This is a genomic window from Pseudomonas syringae KCTC 12500 (genome assembly GCF_000507185.2).
In the GTDB taxonomy this organism is placed as follows: Bacteria; Pseudomonadota; Gammaproteobacteria; order Pseudomonadales; family Pseudomonadaceae; genus Aquipseudomonas; species Aquipseudomonas syringae.
In genome coordinates this window covers 2,130,730-2,147,439 of record NZ_AYTM02000002.1, presented here as the reverse complement: position 1 = coordinate 2,147,439, position 16,710 = coordinate 2,130,730, and the positions used below count along the sequence as shown (strand labels likewise).

Annotated in this window: 18 protein-coding genes, 1 other RNA gene and 1 pseudogene; 9 read left to right on the top strand and 11 right to left on the bottom strand. The window is 58.2% G+C overall.

Going from position 1 to position 16,710, the window contains the following annotated elements; translation table 11 throughout:
* Positions 1-148 precede the first annotated feature (148 nt).
* Positions 149-817, top strand: coding sequence for a gamma-glutamylcyclotransferase (locus tag V476_RS09920; RefSeq protein WP_003317342.1), 669 nt, complete (start codon positions 149-151; stop codon positions 815-817).
* Here the strand turns inward: V476_RS09920 and glpT are convergent, their stop codons facing one another.
* Entirely contained in the window at positions 818-2,167 is a 1,350-nt protein-coding gene (glpT, locus tag V476_RS09915) for a glycerol-3-phosphate transporter (RefSeq protein ID WP_003317341.1), read from the bottom strand. It lies immediately after the preceding gene.
* 274 nt (positions 2,168-2,441) lie between these two features.
* On the opposite strand from glpT, the gene V476_RS09910 reads away from it, so the two are divergent.
* Together V476_RS09910 and V476_RS09905 are read left to right on the top strand one after the other, a co-directional pair.
* Positions 2,442-3,107 carry an energy transducer TonB gene (locus V476_RS09910; RefSeq protein WP_373365904.1) on the top strand — a complete coding sequence of 222 codons (666 nt, stop codon included), beginning with the start codon at positions 2,442-2,444 and terminating at the stop codon, positions 3,105-3,107.
* Positions 3,104-3,739 carry a hypothetical protein gene (locus V476_RS09905; protein ID WP_024959399.1) on the top strand — a complete coding sequence of 212 codons (636 nt, stop codon included), beginning with the start codon at positions 3,104-3,106 and terminating at the stop codon, positions 3,737-3,739. Before V476_RS09910 ends, V476_RS09905 begins: the two co-directional genes overlap by 4 nt.
* Before the next feature lie 585 nt (positions 3,740-4,324).
* Here the strand turns inward: V476_RS09905 and V476_RS28850 are convergent.
* The 5 genes and pseudogenes from V476_RS28850 to V476_RS09875 form a co-directional block, all read right to left on the bottom strand.
* Positions 4,325-4,789: a hypothetical protein gene (locus V476_RS28850; protein ID WP_024959400.1), complete on the bottom strand. Its 465-nt coding sequence runs from the start codon at positions 4,787-4,789 to the stop codon at positions 4,325-4,327.
* Positions 4,790-5,116: 327 nt separating this feature from the next.
* Positions 5,117-5,908 (bottom strand): hypothetical protein, encoded by a 792-nt coding sequence (locus V476_RS28120; RefSeq protein WP_024959401.1) that lies wholly within the window; start codon positions 5,906-5,908, stop codon positions 5,117-5,119.
* A 47-nt stretch (positions 5,909-5,955) separates the two neighbouring features.
* Complete coding sequence (locus tag V476_RS09890) at positions 5,956-6,225, bottom strand: bacteriocin immunity protein (RefSeq protein ID WP_003350197.1); 270 nt, start codon at positions 6,223-6,225, stop codon at positions 5,956-5,958.
* Positions 6,222-8,120: pseudogene (locus tag V476_RS09885) on the bottom strand (S-type pyocin domain-containing protein). Before V476_RS09885 ends, V476_RS09890 begins: the two are co-directional and overlap by 4 nt.
* Before the next feature lie 86 nt (positions 8,121-8,206).
* Positions 8,207-9,208, bottom strand: coding sequence for an NADPH:quinone oxidoreductase family protein (locus V476_RS09875; RefSeq protein WP_024959403.1), 1,002 nt, complete (start codon positions 9,206-9,208; stop codon positions 8,207-8,209).
* A 130-nt stretch (positions 9,209-9,338) separates the two neighbouring features.
* Here V476_RS09875 and V476_RS09870 point away from each other — a divergent pair, with 130 nt between their 5' ends.
* On the top strand, positions 9,339-9,746 hold the full coding sequence (locus V476_RS09870; RefSeq protein ID WP_003317335.1) for a flagellar basal body-associated protein FliL: 408 nt from the start codon (positions 9,339-9,341) through the stop codon (positions 9,744-9,746).
* 6 nt (positions 9,747-9,752) lie between these two features.
* Here V476_RS09870 and V476_RS09865 read toward each other — a convergent pair whose 3' ends face one another.
* Positions 9,753-10,202 (bottom strand): EVE domain-containing protein, encoded by a 450-nt coding sequence (locus V476_RS09865; protein WP_003414138.1) that lies wholly within the window; start codon positions 10,200-10,202, stop codon positions 9,753-9,755.
* Between the two features lie 193 nt (positions 10,203-10,395).
* On the opposite strand from V476_RS09865, the gene V476_RS28590 reads away from it, so the two are divergent.
* The gene (locus tag V476_RS28590; RefSeq protein ID WP_003317333.1) at positions 10,396-10,548 is read left to right on the top strand and encodes a hypothetical protein; all 153 of its coding nucleotides are present in this window, start codon (positions 10,396-10,398) and stop codon (positions 10,546-10,548) included.
* Between the two features lie 45 nt (positions 10,549-10,593).
* Here V476_RS28590 and V476_RS09855 read toward each other — a convergent pair whose 3' ends face one another.
* The 4 genes from V476_RS09855 to V476_RS09845 all read right to left on the bottom strand — a co-directional run bounded on the left by V476_RS09855 (position 10,594) and on the right by V476_RS09845 (position 12,044).
* Complete coding sequence (locus V476_RS09855; protein ID WP_003317332.1) at positions 10,594-11,205, bottom strand: 5-formyltetrahydrofolate cyclo-ligase; 612 nt, start codon at positions 11,203-11,205, stop codon at positions 10,594-10,596.
* Between the two features lie 94 nt (positions 11,206-11,299).
* Positions 11,300-11,478: non-coding RNA, 6S RNA (gene ssrS / locus V476_RS26950), on the bottom strand.
* Between the two features lie 30 nt (positions 11,479-11,508).
* Positions 11,509-11,838 carry a cell division protein ZapA gene (locus tag V476_RS09850; RefSeq protein WP_003317331.1) on the bottom strand — a complete coding sequence of 110 codons (330 nt, stop codon included), beginning with the start codon at positions 11,836-11,838 and terminating at the stop codon, positions 11,509-11,511.
* Positions 11,835-12,044, bottom strand: coding sequence for a TIGR02449 family protein (locus V476_RS09845; RefSeq protein WP_002551573.1), 210 nt, complete (start codon positions 12,042-12,044; stop codon positions 11,835-11,837). Before V476_RS09845 ends, V476_RS09850 begins: the two co-directional genes overlap by 4 nt.
* A gap of 150 nt (positions 12,045-12,194) precedes the next feature.
* Here V476_RS09845 and V476_RS09840 point away from each other — a divergent pair, with 150 nt between their 5' ends.
* The 4 genes from V476_RS09840 (at position 12,195) to V476_RS09825 (ending at position 16,624) form a co-directional block, all read left to right on the top strand.
* Complete coding sequence (locus tag V476_RS09840) at positions 12,195-12,749, top strand: YecA/YgfB family protein (RefSeq protein ID WP_004414488.1); 555 nt, start codon at positions 12,195-12,197, stop codon at positions 12,747-12,749.
* A gap of 75 nt (positions 12,750-12,824) precedes the next feature.
* On the top strand, positions 12,825-14,159 hold the full coding sequence (gene pepP / locus V476_RS09835; protein WP_003426021.1) for a Xaa-Pro aminopeptidase: 1,335 nt from the start codon (positions 12,825-12,827) through the stop codon (positions 14,157-14,159).
* A complete protein-coding gene (ubiH, locus tag V476_RS09830) occupies positions 14,156-15,343 on the top strand; it encodes a 2-octaprenyl-6-methoxyphenyl hydroxylase (RefSeq protein ID WP_003426025.1) in 1,188 nt (395 codons plus the stop codon). Before pepP ends, ubiH begins: the two co-directional genes overlap by 4 nt.
* Positions 15,344-15,394: 51 nt before the next feature.
* Complete coding sequence (locus V476_RS09825) at positions 15,395-16,624, top strand: 2-octaprenyl-3-methyl-6-methoxy-1,4-benzoquinol hydroxylase (RefSeq protein ID WP_024959404.1); 1,230 nt, start codon at positions 15,395-15,397, stop codon at positions 16,622-16,624.
* Positions 16,625-16,710: the final 86 nt, after the last annotated feature.

Genomic DNA, 16,710 nt, shown 5'->3' with positions numbered 1-16,710 from the left:
GCGATGCCTGTTCGTCGCCAGGCAACTTTTAGTAGAGGCAGGCCGTTGGCCTGTGGCAACAACCGAACCACGACACCCTGATGCCGCTCAACCACGAGCGAGTCGGCGGGGCTCGGTAAAACTGACAGTCAGACTGTCAGGGGGGCAAATGGAGAATCCAATCAACGAGTTGGCCGCTGCGGTGCATGACGGCCTTGGCCTGACGTACCCGCCCGTTATCGATATGGGCCCGCAGCTTACCCGCGAGCAATTGCTCGCATCCATGAACACCACCATGCGTCGTCACAAGGGCGGCCCGGTCTGGCTGTTCGCCTACGGCTCACTGATCTGGCGTCCCGAGTGCACCGCCGTGGAGAGCCAGCGCGCCCGAGTGCACGGTTATCACCGCGGGCTTTACCTCTGGTCGCACGAACACCGTGGCACGCCGGAAGTACCGGGGCTGGTATTCGGTCTGGACCGTGGCGGTTCATGCACCGGCTTCGCCTATCGTCTGCCGGATGAATGCCTGGAAAAATCGCTGCTGGCCTTGTGGGAGCGCGAGATGCCGTACCCCTCGTATCGCCCGCACTGGCTCAATTGCCGCCTTGAAGATGGCCGGAAGGTGCAGGCCCTGGGCTTCGTACTCGAGCGGCATCTGCCCAGCTACGCAGGCAACCTGCCGGACAGCGTGCTCAGCCAGGTGCTGGCCAGCGCCAGAGGGCGCTACGGGACCACCCGCGAGTACGTGGAGCAGACCGCCAAGGCCCTGCGTAGCCACGCCATGCCAGACCTGAATCTGGAGGCGCGGCTCAAGCGCTGCAAGTCGGAGACTGCCTGATTAGCCTTTGATGTCGCGGGATGTGCTGGCGACCTGTTTGTGCCGCAGCGTCGGTGCGAGGAACACCATCGCCAGAATGCACGCGCCGATCAACAGCACGAACCCACCATCCCAGCCAAAGTGGTCAACCGTGTAGCCCATCGCCGCGCTGGCCGCGACCGACCCGCCCAGATAGCCGAACAGCCCGGTAAAGCCGGCGGCCGTGCCTGCTGCCTTCTTCGGTGCCAGCTCCAGCGCCTGCAGACCGATCAGCATCACCGGGCCGTAGATCAGGAAGCCGATGGACACCAGCGCGATCATGTCGACGGTCGGATTGCCTTCAGGGTTCAGCCAGTACACCAGCGTGGCGATGGTCACCAGAAACATGAACACCATGCCGGTCAGGCCGCGATTGCCCTTGAAGATCTTGTCCGACATCCAGCCGCACAGCAGCGTGCCCGGAATGCCCGCCCACTCGTACAGAAAGTAAGCCCATGAGGTCTTGTCGACCGTGAAGTGCTTGGCTTCCTTGAGATAGGTCGGTGCCCAGTCCAGTACGCCGTAGCGCAGCAGGTAAACGAACACGTTGGCCATGGCGATGTACCACAGGAATTTGTTGCGCAGCACGTACTTGACGAAGATTTCCCGGGCGCTGAATTCTTCTTCGTGGCTGGCATCGTAGCCTTCCGGATAATCGTTCTTGTAGTGCTCGATAGGCGGCAGGCCGACCGATTGCGGGGTGTCACGCATGGTCGCGAAGGCGAACACCGCGACCAGCAACGCAACCGCCGCCGGCACGTAGAACGCCGCATGCCAGTCGTTGGTCCAGCCCATACCGAGCAGGAACAGCGGGCCGATCAGGCCGCCGCCGACGTTGTGCGCCACGTTCCACACCGACACCACACCGCCGCGCTCTTTCTGCGACCACCAGTGGACCATCGTCCGCCCGCTCGGCGGCCAGCCCATGCCCTGGGCCCAGCCATTGATGAACAGCAGCACAAACATGATCGTGACACTGGACGTCGCCCACGGCGCGAAGCCGAAGATGAACATGATCCCGGCAGAGACCAGCAGGCCGAACGGCAGGAAGTAACGCGGGTTGGAGCGATCCGAAACGATGCCCATGAGGAATTTCGACAAGCCGTAGGCAATCGCAATGGCAGACATCGCCACGCCCAGCTGGCCACGCGTATAGCCTTCGTCGATCAGATACGGCATCGCCAGCGAGAAATTCTTGCGCAGCAGGTAGTAACCCGCATAGCCGATAAAGATGCCTGCGAAGATTTGCCAGCGAAGACGGCGATAGGTGCTGTCGACCTTTTCTTCGGGAAGGGGTGCCTGATGCCTGGCAGGGCGGAAAAACCCAAACATGGAGAAGCTCCTGATTATTGTTGTTTTTGCGAATGCGAATATTACATTTTCATTACAGAAAAAAGCAGTGCCTTCGGGCTGATTCTTTGTAGGAAATGCAGGCAGTCAGCTGTTGTTTTACGAACATTGCGCAAGTGTTTACAGACGTTTCAATTGTTTGGGATGGGTCCTACAGGCGTATCGGAAGTCGTGTGCTGACTGATGTGTCGGCAGGTTCATACCATCGTCATCACTGCGCCCTGGAGGTGCACCACGACGATGAGCCCCTACAACAATGAGAATGACCGCGTTCATGATTGCCGCAGCACTGGCCCCTCCCGTTGGCGCTGCAGAGCCATTTCTGGTGCCGATATACACGCCGACACCGGTTTTTCCACCTGAGCTGGTCAAGACCCGCTATGCAGGCAAGGTCCGCGCCCAGCTGTGGATCAAATCCGACGGACAGGTTCGTGAAGTCAGGGCGATCGAGAGCGGGCATCCGCAGCTCGCCGCAGCGGTGGAGCAGGCACTCCGCCAATGGCGCTATAAACCCTGGGTCGGAACAGTCGGCGCGCCGCCCATGACCACGATCACCGTGCCCGTCATTTTCGGTTCCCACGGCTATCGGCGCTTCAACACCGAAGTGACCGTGGGCCTGGGCAACATCCGCTGCGGCTACCTGAACCACGAAGTGAAATCCGCCCGCCAGGACTATCCCAAGGAACCACTGAGTAAGGTCGACGTGTTCTGGTACACCGGGCAGGCGCTGTTCGGCAGCCATGTTGCCCACCTGCGCAGCGAGCCCCAACGCCAGGTCCTGCTTGAGCAACTGGGCGCCGCGATACCGATGATGGTCAGCAATTGCCGAAGCAATCCCGATCGTCTGTACGGCGATTATCTGCCAGCGCCGATCAAGGTGTTGATGGTGGGGTTGGCTGAGCAAGCGGAGCGCAGCGAATGAGCTGCGTGCTGGGTTGCATGATGCTTACGGGGTTGCTTTCGGCGGGGGGAGCACAGGCGTTGCCGTCGCATCCGGTGCCGTTGCATATGCCTGAGCCGGGCTATCCGACATCGATGCTTCGTTCCTTCGTAAAACGCAGTGCCAGCATCAGAGTTTTCATTCAGGCCGATGGAGGCGTGCGCTTCCTCGAAGTGCTGGGCGCGCCCGATCCTAGGCTCATCGGCCTGACCCGAAGTGCTGTCGAACAGTGGGTCTTCGAACCCTGGCAGCCGTCTGCTTCTCATCCCGAGGGCGAAGCAGTTACGGTCACGTTCAATTTCACAGGGCGGCCACATGTCAACCCGCCGCTGGCAGCCAATGTCGAGCTGAAGCAGGTGTTGTGCTGGCAGCTGAATACGGAAATGTTCGAGGGACGCAAATGGCGCAAGGACGTCAAGCCGGATGCGCTGATGCGCACAGAGCTGTACCTGTCGAGCAGTCCGGTCATAAAGCATTTTCTCACCCTGGACGAGCGTCAGGCCCTGGTTCTTGAGCTGCTGGAAGCGACGCCGGGCATCGTCGCTCAATGCCAAAAAAATCCGATGCGCAGGTATGTTGATTATTTGCCGGAGAGTGTGAGGAAGGCGTTGTAAGGGTTGAGCGGTATTGATTACGGACATCGTGCGCGCCGCTTACTTGTGGGAGTGAGCTTGCTCACGAAGGGGCCGGTACAGCCGACGGATATCTCTCGTTTCGCACGCGTCAGCGGGAACGCCTTTCTTAAGGCTCCGCGTCACCATTCGCTCCATGAGGCACATTCAAGATTGGACGCGGAGTCTCCAGAGAAGCATGAGCGAGCATGGCAACGAAAATGTTTGTTGCCCTGTGAATAAGCCTTCGCGAGCAAGCTCGCTCCCACAGTTCAGGTAATCCTCCTGCTTTTGAGTGAGTTTCAGTCTGGAGGTCTGAACCGGATATCGTCGTCAGTTACCAAAATGATCCGACCTTCAGGTAGGTGGATTATTTGCCGGAGAATGTCAGATCTATTGTGTGGTGCCGGGGTCAAATCAGTGCTGACTTGACCCCGGCACCTTCAGCGAAATGATCAGTGAACCGCGCTCATATTTTGAATCGCTTCAAGCTGACTCATAGTCAGTACACGCCAAACGTTAAAGTCTATAGACTAACTCAGACTACTGAGTTTATGAGTTTAGTCTAGATCGAGATGAACTGGGTTGTCATGGTTTCTTTAGAATCGCAGCCAGCTCGCCAATGGTTTTTGCGTTTGCGATCTCGGTATTAACATCGGGGGTGAACTGGAGGCCAGTCACAAAAGCATGCTCAAGTTCGCGGTTAACAGCTTCCTCCACTTCCGCAGCATCAACCGTAACAGGGGTATAATTAGGGATGTTTTCGCCAATAACGACCCCTACAACAAAGCCACCAGCCGCGACTCGGTCTGCATAAAATTTCTTGAAACGATCAGGAATGCCGAGCCCTTTTCGCATCATGATGGCGAATACTGAAACTAAAAGCTTGTTTTTATCCAGAGGTTTGTACTCCTTGCTCAGATCGGAAAAACTGGTTTCTCTGGTGATCTTACTCACGGCTGCAGCAGTGCTTCCATAGTCTAGATTGACATCAAGGCGAAGCCATCCATGAATAGCTGATTCAACAACGTCTTCGATTTCATACTGGTCCATTGTACACCTCCCTTCGCATCGAAAATGATGCATATCCATACTCTCCGTAGTAGAGGCATCCGACTACTATCAAATGTACTAGCTATGCCTGAGTGTTTCACCTTGCTACGATAAATGCAGGGCAGAAGCATTAAGGCGCTGCATGAATGTAAATGAGCTGCTGGAGGCAGTACCGAACATTGTCGGCAAGTGCCGAGATAATCCGATGCGCAGATAGGTGGATTATTTGCCGAAGAGTGTGAGGAAGGCGCTGTAAGGGGGGGGCGCGTCAGCGAAGTGCCGTGGCCAACGCATTAATGCATTGGCCACGGCACTGTTGGTGAGCGGTTAGTGAGTAGCGCTCATATTTTGAATCGCTTCAAGCTGACTCATATTTAGCGCGCCGTGAGGGTTGATCGCATTCGAGAAGTCGGTGATCGCGATTTCGATAGTGCCTCTCAGCACCTTGATCGCATTATCGATTTCTCGCGACGCCTCAGGCCCGAACGTCATCTCTATCGCTCGGTTGGATTCGGCCTCTTTAGCGCGAGCTTCCTCGGCGTTGCGTAGGGCCAATGCGTGCTCGGCTTCTTCGACCTGACGCTGTGCAAGCTGGAACGCTGCCTCTATGGCTCGCTGCTGCGCAGCCTGCTCTTCCGCGAGTCGGCGAGCCGCCTCTTCCGCCTCGGCTCGCGCGCGCGCTTCTTCTTCGGCTTGGCGTTGTGCGGCTTCTTGGGCCATGCGCTCGTTATACTCGCGTTCCTGTTCTATTAGCCGAGCGTGCAACGATTCGAGATTGCCTTTGAGTTCATTTAGAAAACGGATGCTTTCTATATGAAAGCGGGCGTCTCCCGTCATGTAGAAAAAATCGGTAGGCACTCTGCCTGGTATAGCCCGTATCTCTGCGTTTAACTCCAGAGACGATTTATCCCAGGGATCAGCACCCCACAAAAAATACGAATTGTCGATGTGGTCCTGCCGCAACGGAGCGCGTTTGATGGCAATCAGCTGATTGATAGCATGTACGTGTTTATCAGTGATGTCGATGTAACGTATTCCGCTCCAGTCGCCGACCTGAGCCGCAAGCTCGGCTTGCAGAAAGCCAGGTAATTGCCGTAGGTGATGATGTAGTTCTTCCATGGATGATTTCCTTTTTATAGTGTTTGAACTGTTAGTTTGTGGAGTACTTAACTTTTGAATCCAGGCTTACTATTTTTAGCTCGCCATTCTTTGATTTCTTTCATAACCCCCGCGGCGCTATCCTCCCGGCCTTCGGGTGGATAACACAATAAATCTGATTTTTCTGGATGTTCAGTCACTTCTGCAACGTGATCGATAAGGCTAATGACGTATTCTTCAGCATTTTCTTTGGTTGCGCTTACGCCGTTAAAAAGTTCGTTCAGGATTTCCATGAACTCAGCTTCGGTATAGTCGCTCAATTGAGATTTGAGTTTCATTGGTTTTTCCTGTGAGCGTGAATATGGTCTTTCGGCGTCATGATTACCAAATTGTCCAAGTCGTAAACTGCTCCGCCTTCGCTAATCCAGTGCTTGTGATGGATTTCATATTTCACACGTTTACCTACCCTATCTGCTGCCCTGACAAGAGGTGCACGTTTATCTGATACCTCAATACGGCTTAATTCCCCAAGCTGTCGGCTCAACTCCGGGTCTTGTGATACCTATAACCAGATCGCTTCCCTTAATTTGGCAAAGCTTGCGAATGGTCGCCCACTCAGCTTTTCCGCAACACTGGAAGGAATCGGCGCTGGTTGGCTTGCCGTCGGCCCTCTCAGCCAGGTAGCTGTCACCGCCTCACCATACCCACTCGCAACCCCCGGAATCGACCTCGGGTCCTTGAACAGCAGGTAGCTATTCGGCAGCCCTGAATCAATCGGCGATATGAGAATGTAATCATCAGGATCATCTCGATCAATCGCCGGGTAAGCTTCAAGCTCGGGTACAAAAGGTGTCACCACGTTGCCTGGATCTACCGGCAAAGCGGGTGGTCCTGCGGGTGAGCTTGTCGAGCTGTCCGCCGGTCGTGCTATTGGCGTCCATATCAGTGCCGGTGTCGATTCCCCGTCACGGATAAACTCGTAGGAATTGTTCTGTGCGTTATAGGTGAAAGTTCTTACGCGAACCTTGGTACCAGCTTTCACACCGTCCGCAGCTACCCAGCGTGTAGCGCTTGTGCCAGCTTCATCGGATGTCAGTCGATGAGGCACATCCAGCGTGCCTTTGACGCTGGCAAGGTAGTGCAGATCGATATGCGGCGGCAGGTTGAGCTGCGACAGAGGTGTGGCGATAACGGCGGGCGGCAGTTCTGCGTCGCCCAACGGTTGTGGATACATCGCCAGCAACGTAACCAGATTGCTGCCCAATGTTCTGGTCGCAATCCTGATGAGTTGATCCTTCGCGATGTTGGTCGCAACGGTTCTGATGCCTGGTGCTGCGGTGGTGGTTGACGCGGGGGCAATAACTGACCACAACCTGTCGATGCCAGCGGCCTGTCGTGCTTCCTGACTCGCCGGTTTATTGGCCAGCGACAGTTCAGCATGGCGCATGGAAAGCGCTGCTGATTGTTCATTGAGCAGCGTGACCGACTCGGCAAGAAGCTTTGCTTCGTAGGTTTGAGATAAAGCGTTTACCCACGCTTCATGGGCCTGCTGCACACGTGGAGGATCACCCTGGCTGTAGTACACCAGATAGTTCAGGTGGTCTTTTTGTGTAGCATGGTCAAGCTCTTGACCGGTGAGACTCAGAGCCTGAGCGCGACGCTCTTCCAGTAACGAGCCTTTGGACTCAATTAAATAATTTATCCTGGCCTTTTCCTGAAGTATCAGGTCGCGTAGTTGCTGTTCGTCCGAGTGAACGACATTCAGATCAAGCCCCGACGCTATTTCTTCTTGAATAGCATTCGGCAGCGCTGCAGAGGCCTGAGAATAGTTTTGTGCCAATCCAGATTGTAAAGATGGAAAGACATTTGTCAGCGCTTCAAGAGCCTGTCGATGTGCCTGATCTTTTTCAGCCTGTGCGCGTACCTGCGCTTCAATACGTGCTCGTTCTGAGGCTTCTGCCTGGGCTCTTGCTTGAGCCGCTGCATCTTCTGCAGCCCGACGCTCTGCCTGCGCTTGAGCTTCAGCATAGGCTTGAGCCTGCGCTGCTTGCTGTTGTGCTCGCGCCCGTAAACGCCTTCTTCTGCGTTTACTGCTAGAGGCTCCAGTATTAGTAAAGCCGCCTCCAAAAAAGCCAGTGTTTTGGGGCTTGGATGAGCTTCCATGACTTATGGTTACAGTGCCGCTTGTCTGGTCATGTAATATATTTGTTTGTCGCTTTCTTCGTGTGGCCATACAGTTCTCCTTATCTGTATGGCTATGTTGTTTTAATTCCTAAGTGCCAGTGATATACATATTTATTAATAAGCTCGTGTTTCTGGCTAGTGGGATGATTTTATGAGATCAGCGCTTAACGCGATCACCACCTTCCCCACAGCCCTGCGTCCCCCCAACAAATCAATCGCCTCCCCAGCCCTTTCCAGCGGATAAACCGTCGACACCAGCGGCTTCAATTTCCCTTCTTCAAACCAGGCAAACAACTGCTTGAAGTTCGCCGCATTGTCCTGCGGTTGTCGCTGCGCAAACGAGCCCCAGAACACGCCGACCACCGAAGCGCCCTTGAGCAGGGTCAGGTTGACGGGCAGGTCGGGGATGCGGCCGCTGGCGAAGCCGACGACCAGCAGGCGGCCGTTCCAGGCGATGCTGCGGATGGCCTGGTCGAAAAGGTCGCCGCCGACCGGGTCGTAGATCACGTCGGCGCCGTTGCCGTGGGTGAGGCGTTTGATTTCCTCCTTGAGGCTGGTTTCGCTGTAGTTGATCAGTTCGTCCGCGCCTGCGTTTCTGGCGACTTCGAGTTTTTCTGCGCTGCTGGCGGCGGCGATGACGCGGGCGCCGAGGGCTTTGCCGATTTCTACGGCGGCCAGGCCGACGCCGCCGGATGCACCGAGCACCAGCAGGGTTTCGCCGGGTTGCAGGCGGGCGCGTTGTGTGAGGGCGTGCATGGAGGTGCCGTAGGTCATGCTGAATGCGGCCGCCGTGGTGAAGTCCATGCCCTGTGGAACCGGCAGCACGTTGTAGTGGGGCACGGCGACCTGCTCGGCAAAGCTGCCCCAGCCGGTGAGGGCCATGACGCGGTCGCCGGGTTTCAGATGGCTGACGTTTTCCCCGACGGCGGCTATCACGCCTGCGGCCTCACCCCCCGGTGAGAAAGGGAAGGGTGGTTTGAACTGGTACTTGCCCTCGATGATCAAGGTGTCGGGAAAGTTGACCCCGGCGGCGTGCACGTCGAGCAGAATTTCGTTCTTTTTGATCGCGGGGCCGGGGACGTCTTCGAGTACCAGTGTGCTGGCAGGACCGAAGGCTTTGCATAACAGGGCTTTCATCGGGCTATTCCTTTTCCGGTAATGGCCGATAAAGTCAGTTAAGCGGGTTCCCGGGTCAACAAGCATGGCCCTGCCTGATAAGCACACATAAGCTGTAAGCTACGTGGCAAACCGTATTAAGGAGTGGACTGTGAAAGCGTGGATTCTGATGTTGCTGGCCTTGTCATTGCCTGTCATGGCGCAAGAGGAAGCCAAGGAAGAAGGCGGCCCGCCAAAAGCGGCCTATGTCTCGCTGACGCCTCCGTTCGTGGGTAACTACGCGCTCGATGGCGGCCCCAAGCTGCGTGTCTACAAGGCTGACATTTCCTTGCGTGTAACCGGTGCCGACGCCGAGGCCGCCGTGAAGCGCAATGATGCACTGATCCGCAATCAACTGGTGTCGCTGTTCACTCAGCAGACCGTCGATACCATGAGCAGCGCCGAAGCGAAGGAAAACATTCGTCAGGAAGCGCTCAAGCAGGTTCAGCGCGTCATGAACGATGAAGAAGGCAAGCCGATTGTCGAAGACTTGCTGTTCAATAACTTCATCGTTCAATAACGTCCGTCAGCGCAATGCCAGGATCGCCGCCCATTGTTCGGCGGTGACCGGCATGACCGAGAGCCGGCTGCCTTTTTGTACCAGAGGCAGTTGCTCCAGCTGACTTTGTTGCTTGAGATAACCCAGCCCCAGCACGCGCTTGAAGGTCTCCACGAACTCGACGTCGATGGCACTCCACGGATTCTTTTCCTCCGTGGCCTTGGCGTCGTGATAGTGGCTCTCGGGGTCCAGTGCGGTGGGGTCCGGGTAGGCTGATCTGGCGATTTTTCCGATGCCGGCGATGCCCGGCTCCGGGCAACTGGAGTGATAGAAAAAGAACGCGTCGCCCTCTGCCATGGCTCTCAGAAAATTGCGCGCCTGATAGTTGCGCACCCCGTCCCAGCGAGCGTTGCCCAGTCGTTGCAGGTCGCTGATCGAGAATTCATCAGGCTCGGACTTCATCAGCCAATAGGCCATTGTGCTCACTCCACAGACAAAAGGTTCACGGTAATACGAACAGTTTGATGACAAACCGACAATCGGTTCGCGCCACTATTTGCGTACTGGTTCACGTTACCGCAAAATGCCGCCCTTCAAAGTTCCACGCTGTTGCACGGCCTATACAAAACCGATGCTGACATCGTATTGATTTGCCTAAGGAGGGCAGTCAATGAAACGCAAGCCTGATTTACTCTGGATTCTGGTTATTCTGTTTGGCTTGGGTGTCGTGACAACCGGTTATGCACAGAGCTTGTGGTCCACAAAGGATGATGCTCCAGTCGAGATCACACAGCAGCAGCAAAAAGTCCCCGGCAGGCATTGAGCCCTGCTTGTACTCTGATCGTTGATAGCCTTGTTGGCTGAACGATCAGAGTGTCTGCGTCACATACCAGCCTTTATCCGATACCGTGCCTTGCAGCGGTACATCCCAACTGGCCTGCGCCAGTCGATCGACTTTCTGACACTCGTGAGCCAGCCCCAGTAACACCGGCTTGCGCCAGGTCTTTCTGCGCGCCAGGTACGCCAGGCTGCGGTCGTAGAAACCTCCGCCCATGCCCAGGCGACCGCCTTCGTCATCGAAACCTACCAACGGCATCAGAATCAGGTCGAGCGCCCATATAGTGCGCTGCTTTGCCCGGTCGATGCGCGGCTCAGGGATGCGGAAACGGTTGGGGATGAATGTCTCGCCGGGGCGTACGCGCTGAAAAACCATGCGGGTGCGCGGCCATGCGTTGAGCACCGGCAGATAGGTTGCCTTGCCGCGACGCTGGGCTTCACGCAGTAACAGCCGCGGATCGATCTCGCCATCCATCGGCAGGTACAGCGAAACATGCCGGGCACGTCGAAACAGCGGGTGCTGCGCCAATTGACGATAAATATCCCGTGCGGCTTCGCGTTGCTGGCTCTGACTCAGGGCTTTGCGTGCCTTGCGTAGCTGGCGGCGCAATTGCGGACGAGTAAGTGACTGGGCGCTGATCATGAGCAGAAGGTCATGCAGGCTGATCCGGAAAGGAGGTTGAAGCCGGAGCGGGGTCGTCGTTGCCAGACAACAGGGCTGGCAACGAACTGAATATGGACTCCCCGACGAACCGCTGTCGGTTTAGCCCTTGAACCCGAAAGTTCAAGGTGGAGATTGCAGGAGGTTTTAAGGCTTTCCGTCGAGCGGACATGCACACCAACCCCAACGTGCAACCCCCGTGGTTGTGCGTATCGGCTCAGGGACATGACCGACTGGCAAGCACTCCAGGGAGCAGCGCGAGTATACAGAAATGCCCCGCAATAATCAGCCCCGAGTTGAATCCGGTGTGCCGGGCGTGTCTGTCGCCAGCACCAGATCGACCTTGTCGAGCAGATCGCGGACCTGTTCGCGGGTCGAACCGCTGGTCTGTACGTCAGGCAGATGTTCCTTGTGCAGCAGGTCGTGAGTGATGTTCAGGGCAGCCATCACGGCGATGCGATCTGCACCGATGACTTTGCCGCTGCTGCGGATCTCACGCATCTTGCCATCCAGGTAGCGGGCGGCGCTGACCAGGTTGGTGCGCTCTTCCTGAGGGCAGATGATCGAATATTCCTTGTCCAGGATCTGAACGGTAACGCTGTTGCCATTGCTCATGAGTCTTGCTCCAGGGCTTTAAGGCGCGAAATCATTGACTCGACCTTCTGCCGGGCGATTTCGTTTTTTTCAATCAGTTGGGCACGTTCCTCGCGCCAGGTCTTTTCCTGAGCTAATAAGAGTGCGTTTTGGCCTTTAAGTTGCTCGGCATACTTCAGGAGCAGCTCCACACGTTTCATCAGCGCTTGCAGGTCGGTGTCTTCCATTGTTTTCCACTGAATACTTTCTGATGAATGGCAGGGGGAGCGATGCTTGTGCTCAAGCTCGAACCGCCGTCCGGGTGATCTTGTCGCGCGGATAGTCTAGGATACAAGGCCTTCATTCTAGACATTGCGCCGTTTGGCGACTAGCTACCCATGCCCATTCAGAATTCTCCGTACAAAGCGTTCGCCACTCTGCTCAACAGTGGCGGTCACCAGGTATCTCCCGCCGAGCTGCATGGCCTGTTGCTGGGGCGCAGTTGCGCAGGTGCCGGTTTCGATAACGAAGGCTGGTTTGCCGACGCGTCGGTCCTGCTCGAAACCGAGCCGCAAGACAATATCCGTCAGGCGCTCGTCGGCTTGCAAGAGATGGTCAAGGGCGAGCTCACCGGTGACGACATGACCGTCGTGCTGTTGCTGCCGGGCGACGACGAACCGCTGACCGAGCGTGCTGCTGCGCTGGGCCAATGGTGTCAGGGGTTCCTGGCAGGTTTCGGTCTGGCCATTGGCGACAAGCCGCTGGGCACTGAAGCCAAGGCGGTTCTGGAGGATCTGGCGGCGATTGCCCAGGTTCAGGACGCGCTGGAAGAGTCCGAAGACGGCGAAACCGACTACATGGAAGTCATGGAGTACATGCGCGTAGCGCCGCTGCTGCTGTTCACTGAATTCAACGAGCCGTCCGCGCCGCAACCCAAGCCTTCACTGCACTGATAGCCGATCACTGCGACACCGGCCTGCGCGTGCCACAGCGCGAGCCGGTGGACTCCATCAGGACGCCTGCTGCCCATGATTCAGATCCCGAAGTCCGAGTACGCCCGCCGCCGCAAGGCTCTGATGGCTCAGATGGAGCCGGACAGCATTGCAATCCTGCCTGCCGCTGCGGTTGCCATTCGCAATCGTGACGTCGAGCACGTTTACCGGCAGGACAGCGACTTTCAGTACCTGAGCGGCTTTCCCGAGCCCGAAGCGGTGGTGGTGCTGATCCCCGGTCGTGAATACGGCGAGTACGTATTGTTCTGCCGCGAGCGCAATCCCGAGCGCGAGCTGTGGGAAGGCCTGCGTGCAGGACAGGAAGGCGCGATCCGCGAATACGGTGCGGACGACGCGTTTCCCATCAATGACATCGACGAAATCCTGCCCGGCCTGATCGAAGGCCGGGATCGGGTGTATTCGGCGATGGGTAGCAATCCTGAATTCGACCGGCACCTGATGGACTGGATCAACGTGATTCGCTCCAAGGCGCACCTCGGTGCCCAGCCGCCCAAGGAGTTCGTGGCGCTGGACCACTTGTTGCACGACATGCGCCTGTACAAGTCCGCTGCGGAAATCAAAGTCATGCGTTGCGCGGCGGATATTTCCGCGCGGGCCCATGTGCGCGCTATGCAGGCCTGTCGCGCGGGGCTGCATGAATTCAGCCTGGAGGCCGAGCTGGACTACGAGTTCCGCAAGGGCGGTTCGAAGATGCCTGCCTACGGCTCGATTGTCGCCTCGGGGCGCAACGGTTGCATCCTGCATTACCAGCAGAACGACGCGGTGCTCAGGGACGGTGATCTGGTGTTGATCGACGCAGGCTGCGAAATCGACTGCTATGCCAGTGACATCACCCGAACCTTTCCGGTGAACGGCAGGTTTTCCACCGAGCAGAAAGCCATTTACGAGCTGGTGCTCAAGGCCCAGCATGCGGCCTTCGAGGCCATTGGTCCCGACAAGCACTGGAACCAGGCGCACGAGGCGACGGTCAAGGTGATTACGGCCGGACTGGTCGAGCTGGGCCTGCTGCGCGGCGACGTCGGCGAGCTGATCGAAAGCGAGGCCTACAAAATGTTTTACATGCACCGTGCCGGGCACTGGCTGGGCATGGATGTACACGACGTCGGCGAATACAAGGTCGGCGGCGAGTGGCGCGTACTGGAGGTCGGCATGACGCTGACCGTTGAACCCGGGATTTACATATCCCCCGACAACCTGGAAGTCGCGAAAAAATGGCGAGGTATTGGTGTGCGAATCGAGGATGACGTGGTTGTGACCAGGCAGGGGTGTGAAATTCTGTCCGGCGGCGTGCCCAAGACCGTCGCCGAGATTGAGGCGTTGATGGCGGCTGCACAGGAACACGTCGCATGAGCCGCTTCAATATCGCCATCGTCGGCGGCGGACTGGTCGGTGCAAGCCTTGCGTTGTCGCTGCAGGCCGGTGCCAAGGCGCGCGGCTGGAAAATCGTGCTCATCGAGCCCTTTGCGCCGGGTGAAGCCTGGCAGCCCAGCTACGATGCGCGTTCTTCGGCACTGTCGTTCGGCTCGCGACGCATCTATGAACGGCTTGGCCTGTGGCAGCAGATTTCCCGACGCGCCGAGCCGATCCTGCAAATCCAGGTGTCTGACCGGGGTCGCTTCGGCGCCACGCGCCTGTCTGCGATCGAAGAGGGCGTTCCGGCGCTCGGCTATGTGGTCGAAAACGCCTGGCTCGGTCAGGCTCTGTGGGCCGGGCTGGACCGTGATGTGGTCAGTTGGCGTGTGCCGGCCGAGGTCAAACACATGCAGCCATTGGCCGACGGTTATCGCCTGAGCCTGAGTGACGACAGCGAGCTGGACTGCGACCTGGCGGTGCTGGCCGACGGTGGCCGTTCCAGCCTGCGCGAGCAGTTGGGTATCGGGGTGCGGCAACGGCCCTACGACCAGCATGCGCTGATTGCCAATATCACGCCGAGCGAAGCTCACTGTGGTCAGGCGTTCGAACGTTTTACCGAGGACGGGCCGATGGCGCTGCTGCCATTGCCGGATAACCGCTGTGCGCTGGTCTGGACACGTCCGGGCAACGATACCCAGCGTCTGGCCGAGCTGGACGACCGCAGTTTTCTGGAAGAGCTGCAGGGCGTATTTGGCTATCGCCTGGGCACGCTGCGTCAGGTCGGTGCTCGGCATGTCTACCCCTTGGCACTGATCGAAGCCGAAGAGCAGGTGCGCTCGCATCTGGTGATCCTGGGCAACGCGGCGCACAGCCTGCATCCGGTCGCCGGACAGGGGTTCAATCTGTCCTTGCGTGACGCCGATGCACTGGCCGAGACGCTGCTGGACAGCGACGCGCCGCCCGGTGAGCTGCCGACTCTGCAGCTCTACCGTGAGCGTCAGCGCCAGGATCAGCAATTGACCGTGGGCTTCTCCGACAAGGTGACACGCCTGTTCGGCAGCTCCCGGTCGGCGGTTGCCACCGGGCGTAACGTCGGGTTGCTCGGGCTGGACCTGCTGCCTGCCGCCAAGCGCTGGTTTGCCCGCCAGGCCATGGGTTTGGGGACTCGATCCGATGTGTGAATCACACACTTTAAACACAGGGCTTCGGCCGCAAGCGAGAACGGTTTGACCATGGAAACGCGCGCAGATGTGCTGATTGTCGGAGCCGGAATGGTCGGCAGTGCCCTTGCCTTGGCATTGCAGGGCAGCGGCCTTGATGTGCTGGTGGTCGATGGTGGACCGCTGAGCGTCGAGCCGTTTGATCAACAGTCGAGCTTCGAGCCGCGGGTCAGCGCCCTGTCGGCGGCCAGCCAGCGAATCCTCCAGCGGCTGGGCGTGTGGGACGGCATCGCAGCCCGGCGCATCAGCCCGTATGCGCATATGCAGGTCTGGGATGGCAGCGGCACCGGGCAGATTCACTTCTCGGCCTCCAGTGTGCATGCCGACGTGCTGGGGCACATCATCGAGAATCGTGTGGTGCAGGACGCGCTGCTTGACCGTCTGCATGCCAGCGACATCGGCCTGCTGGCCAATGCACGGCTGGAACAGATGCGTCACTCCGGCGATAACTGGCTGCTGACCCTGGCCGATGGTCGTCAACTGCGCGCACCGCTGGTAGTGGCCGCCGATGGTGCCAATTCCGCCGTGCGCCGCCTGACCGAAACGCCGACGCGTGAATGGGATTACCTGCATCACGCGATCGTCACCAGCGTGCGCACCGCCGACCCCCACAGAAAAACCGCCTGGCAGCGTTTCACCGATGACGGGCCGCTGGCCTTTCTGCCGCTGGAGCGCGAGGGCGAGCACTGGTGCTCCATCGTCTGGTCAGTCACACCTGCCGAAGCCGAGCGCCTGATGGTGCTGGAGGATGACCTGTTCTGCCGCGAACTGGAGCAGGCATTCGAAGGACGACTGGGCCAGGTGCTGTCTGCCGATAGCCGCCTGTGCGTGCCGCTGCGTCAACGTCACGCCAAGCGTTACGTTGCCAGAGGATTGGCACTGATTGGCGATGCGGCACACACCATTCACCCGCTGGCCGGGCAGGGCGTGAACCTCGGTTTCCTCGACGCCGCAGTGCTGGCTGAAGTGCTGACCCATGCCGCAAAGCGTGGCGAGCGCTGGTCTGACCTGCGTGTGCTGGGCCGCTACGAGCGCCGCCGCATGCCGCACAACCTCGCGCTGATGGCCGCGATGGAAGGCTTCGAACGCCTGTTCCAGGCAGACCCGCTGCCCTTGCGCTGGTTGCGCAACACCGGCCTGAAAATGGTCAACCGCATGCCTGAAGCCAAAGCGCTGTTCGTCCGCGAAGCGTTGGGGTTGTCGGGAGATCTGCCCGAGCTGGCGCGGATCGAAGCACGCTAGAAGCCAAGACATACCTACGCGGAGCCCAGGCGCGACGGTGTTCTTGCGGGACCGTTACGCTCGCGATCCCCCAGACAACTATCGTT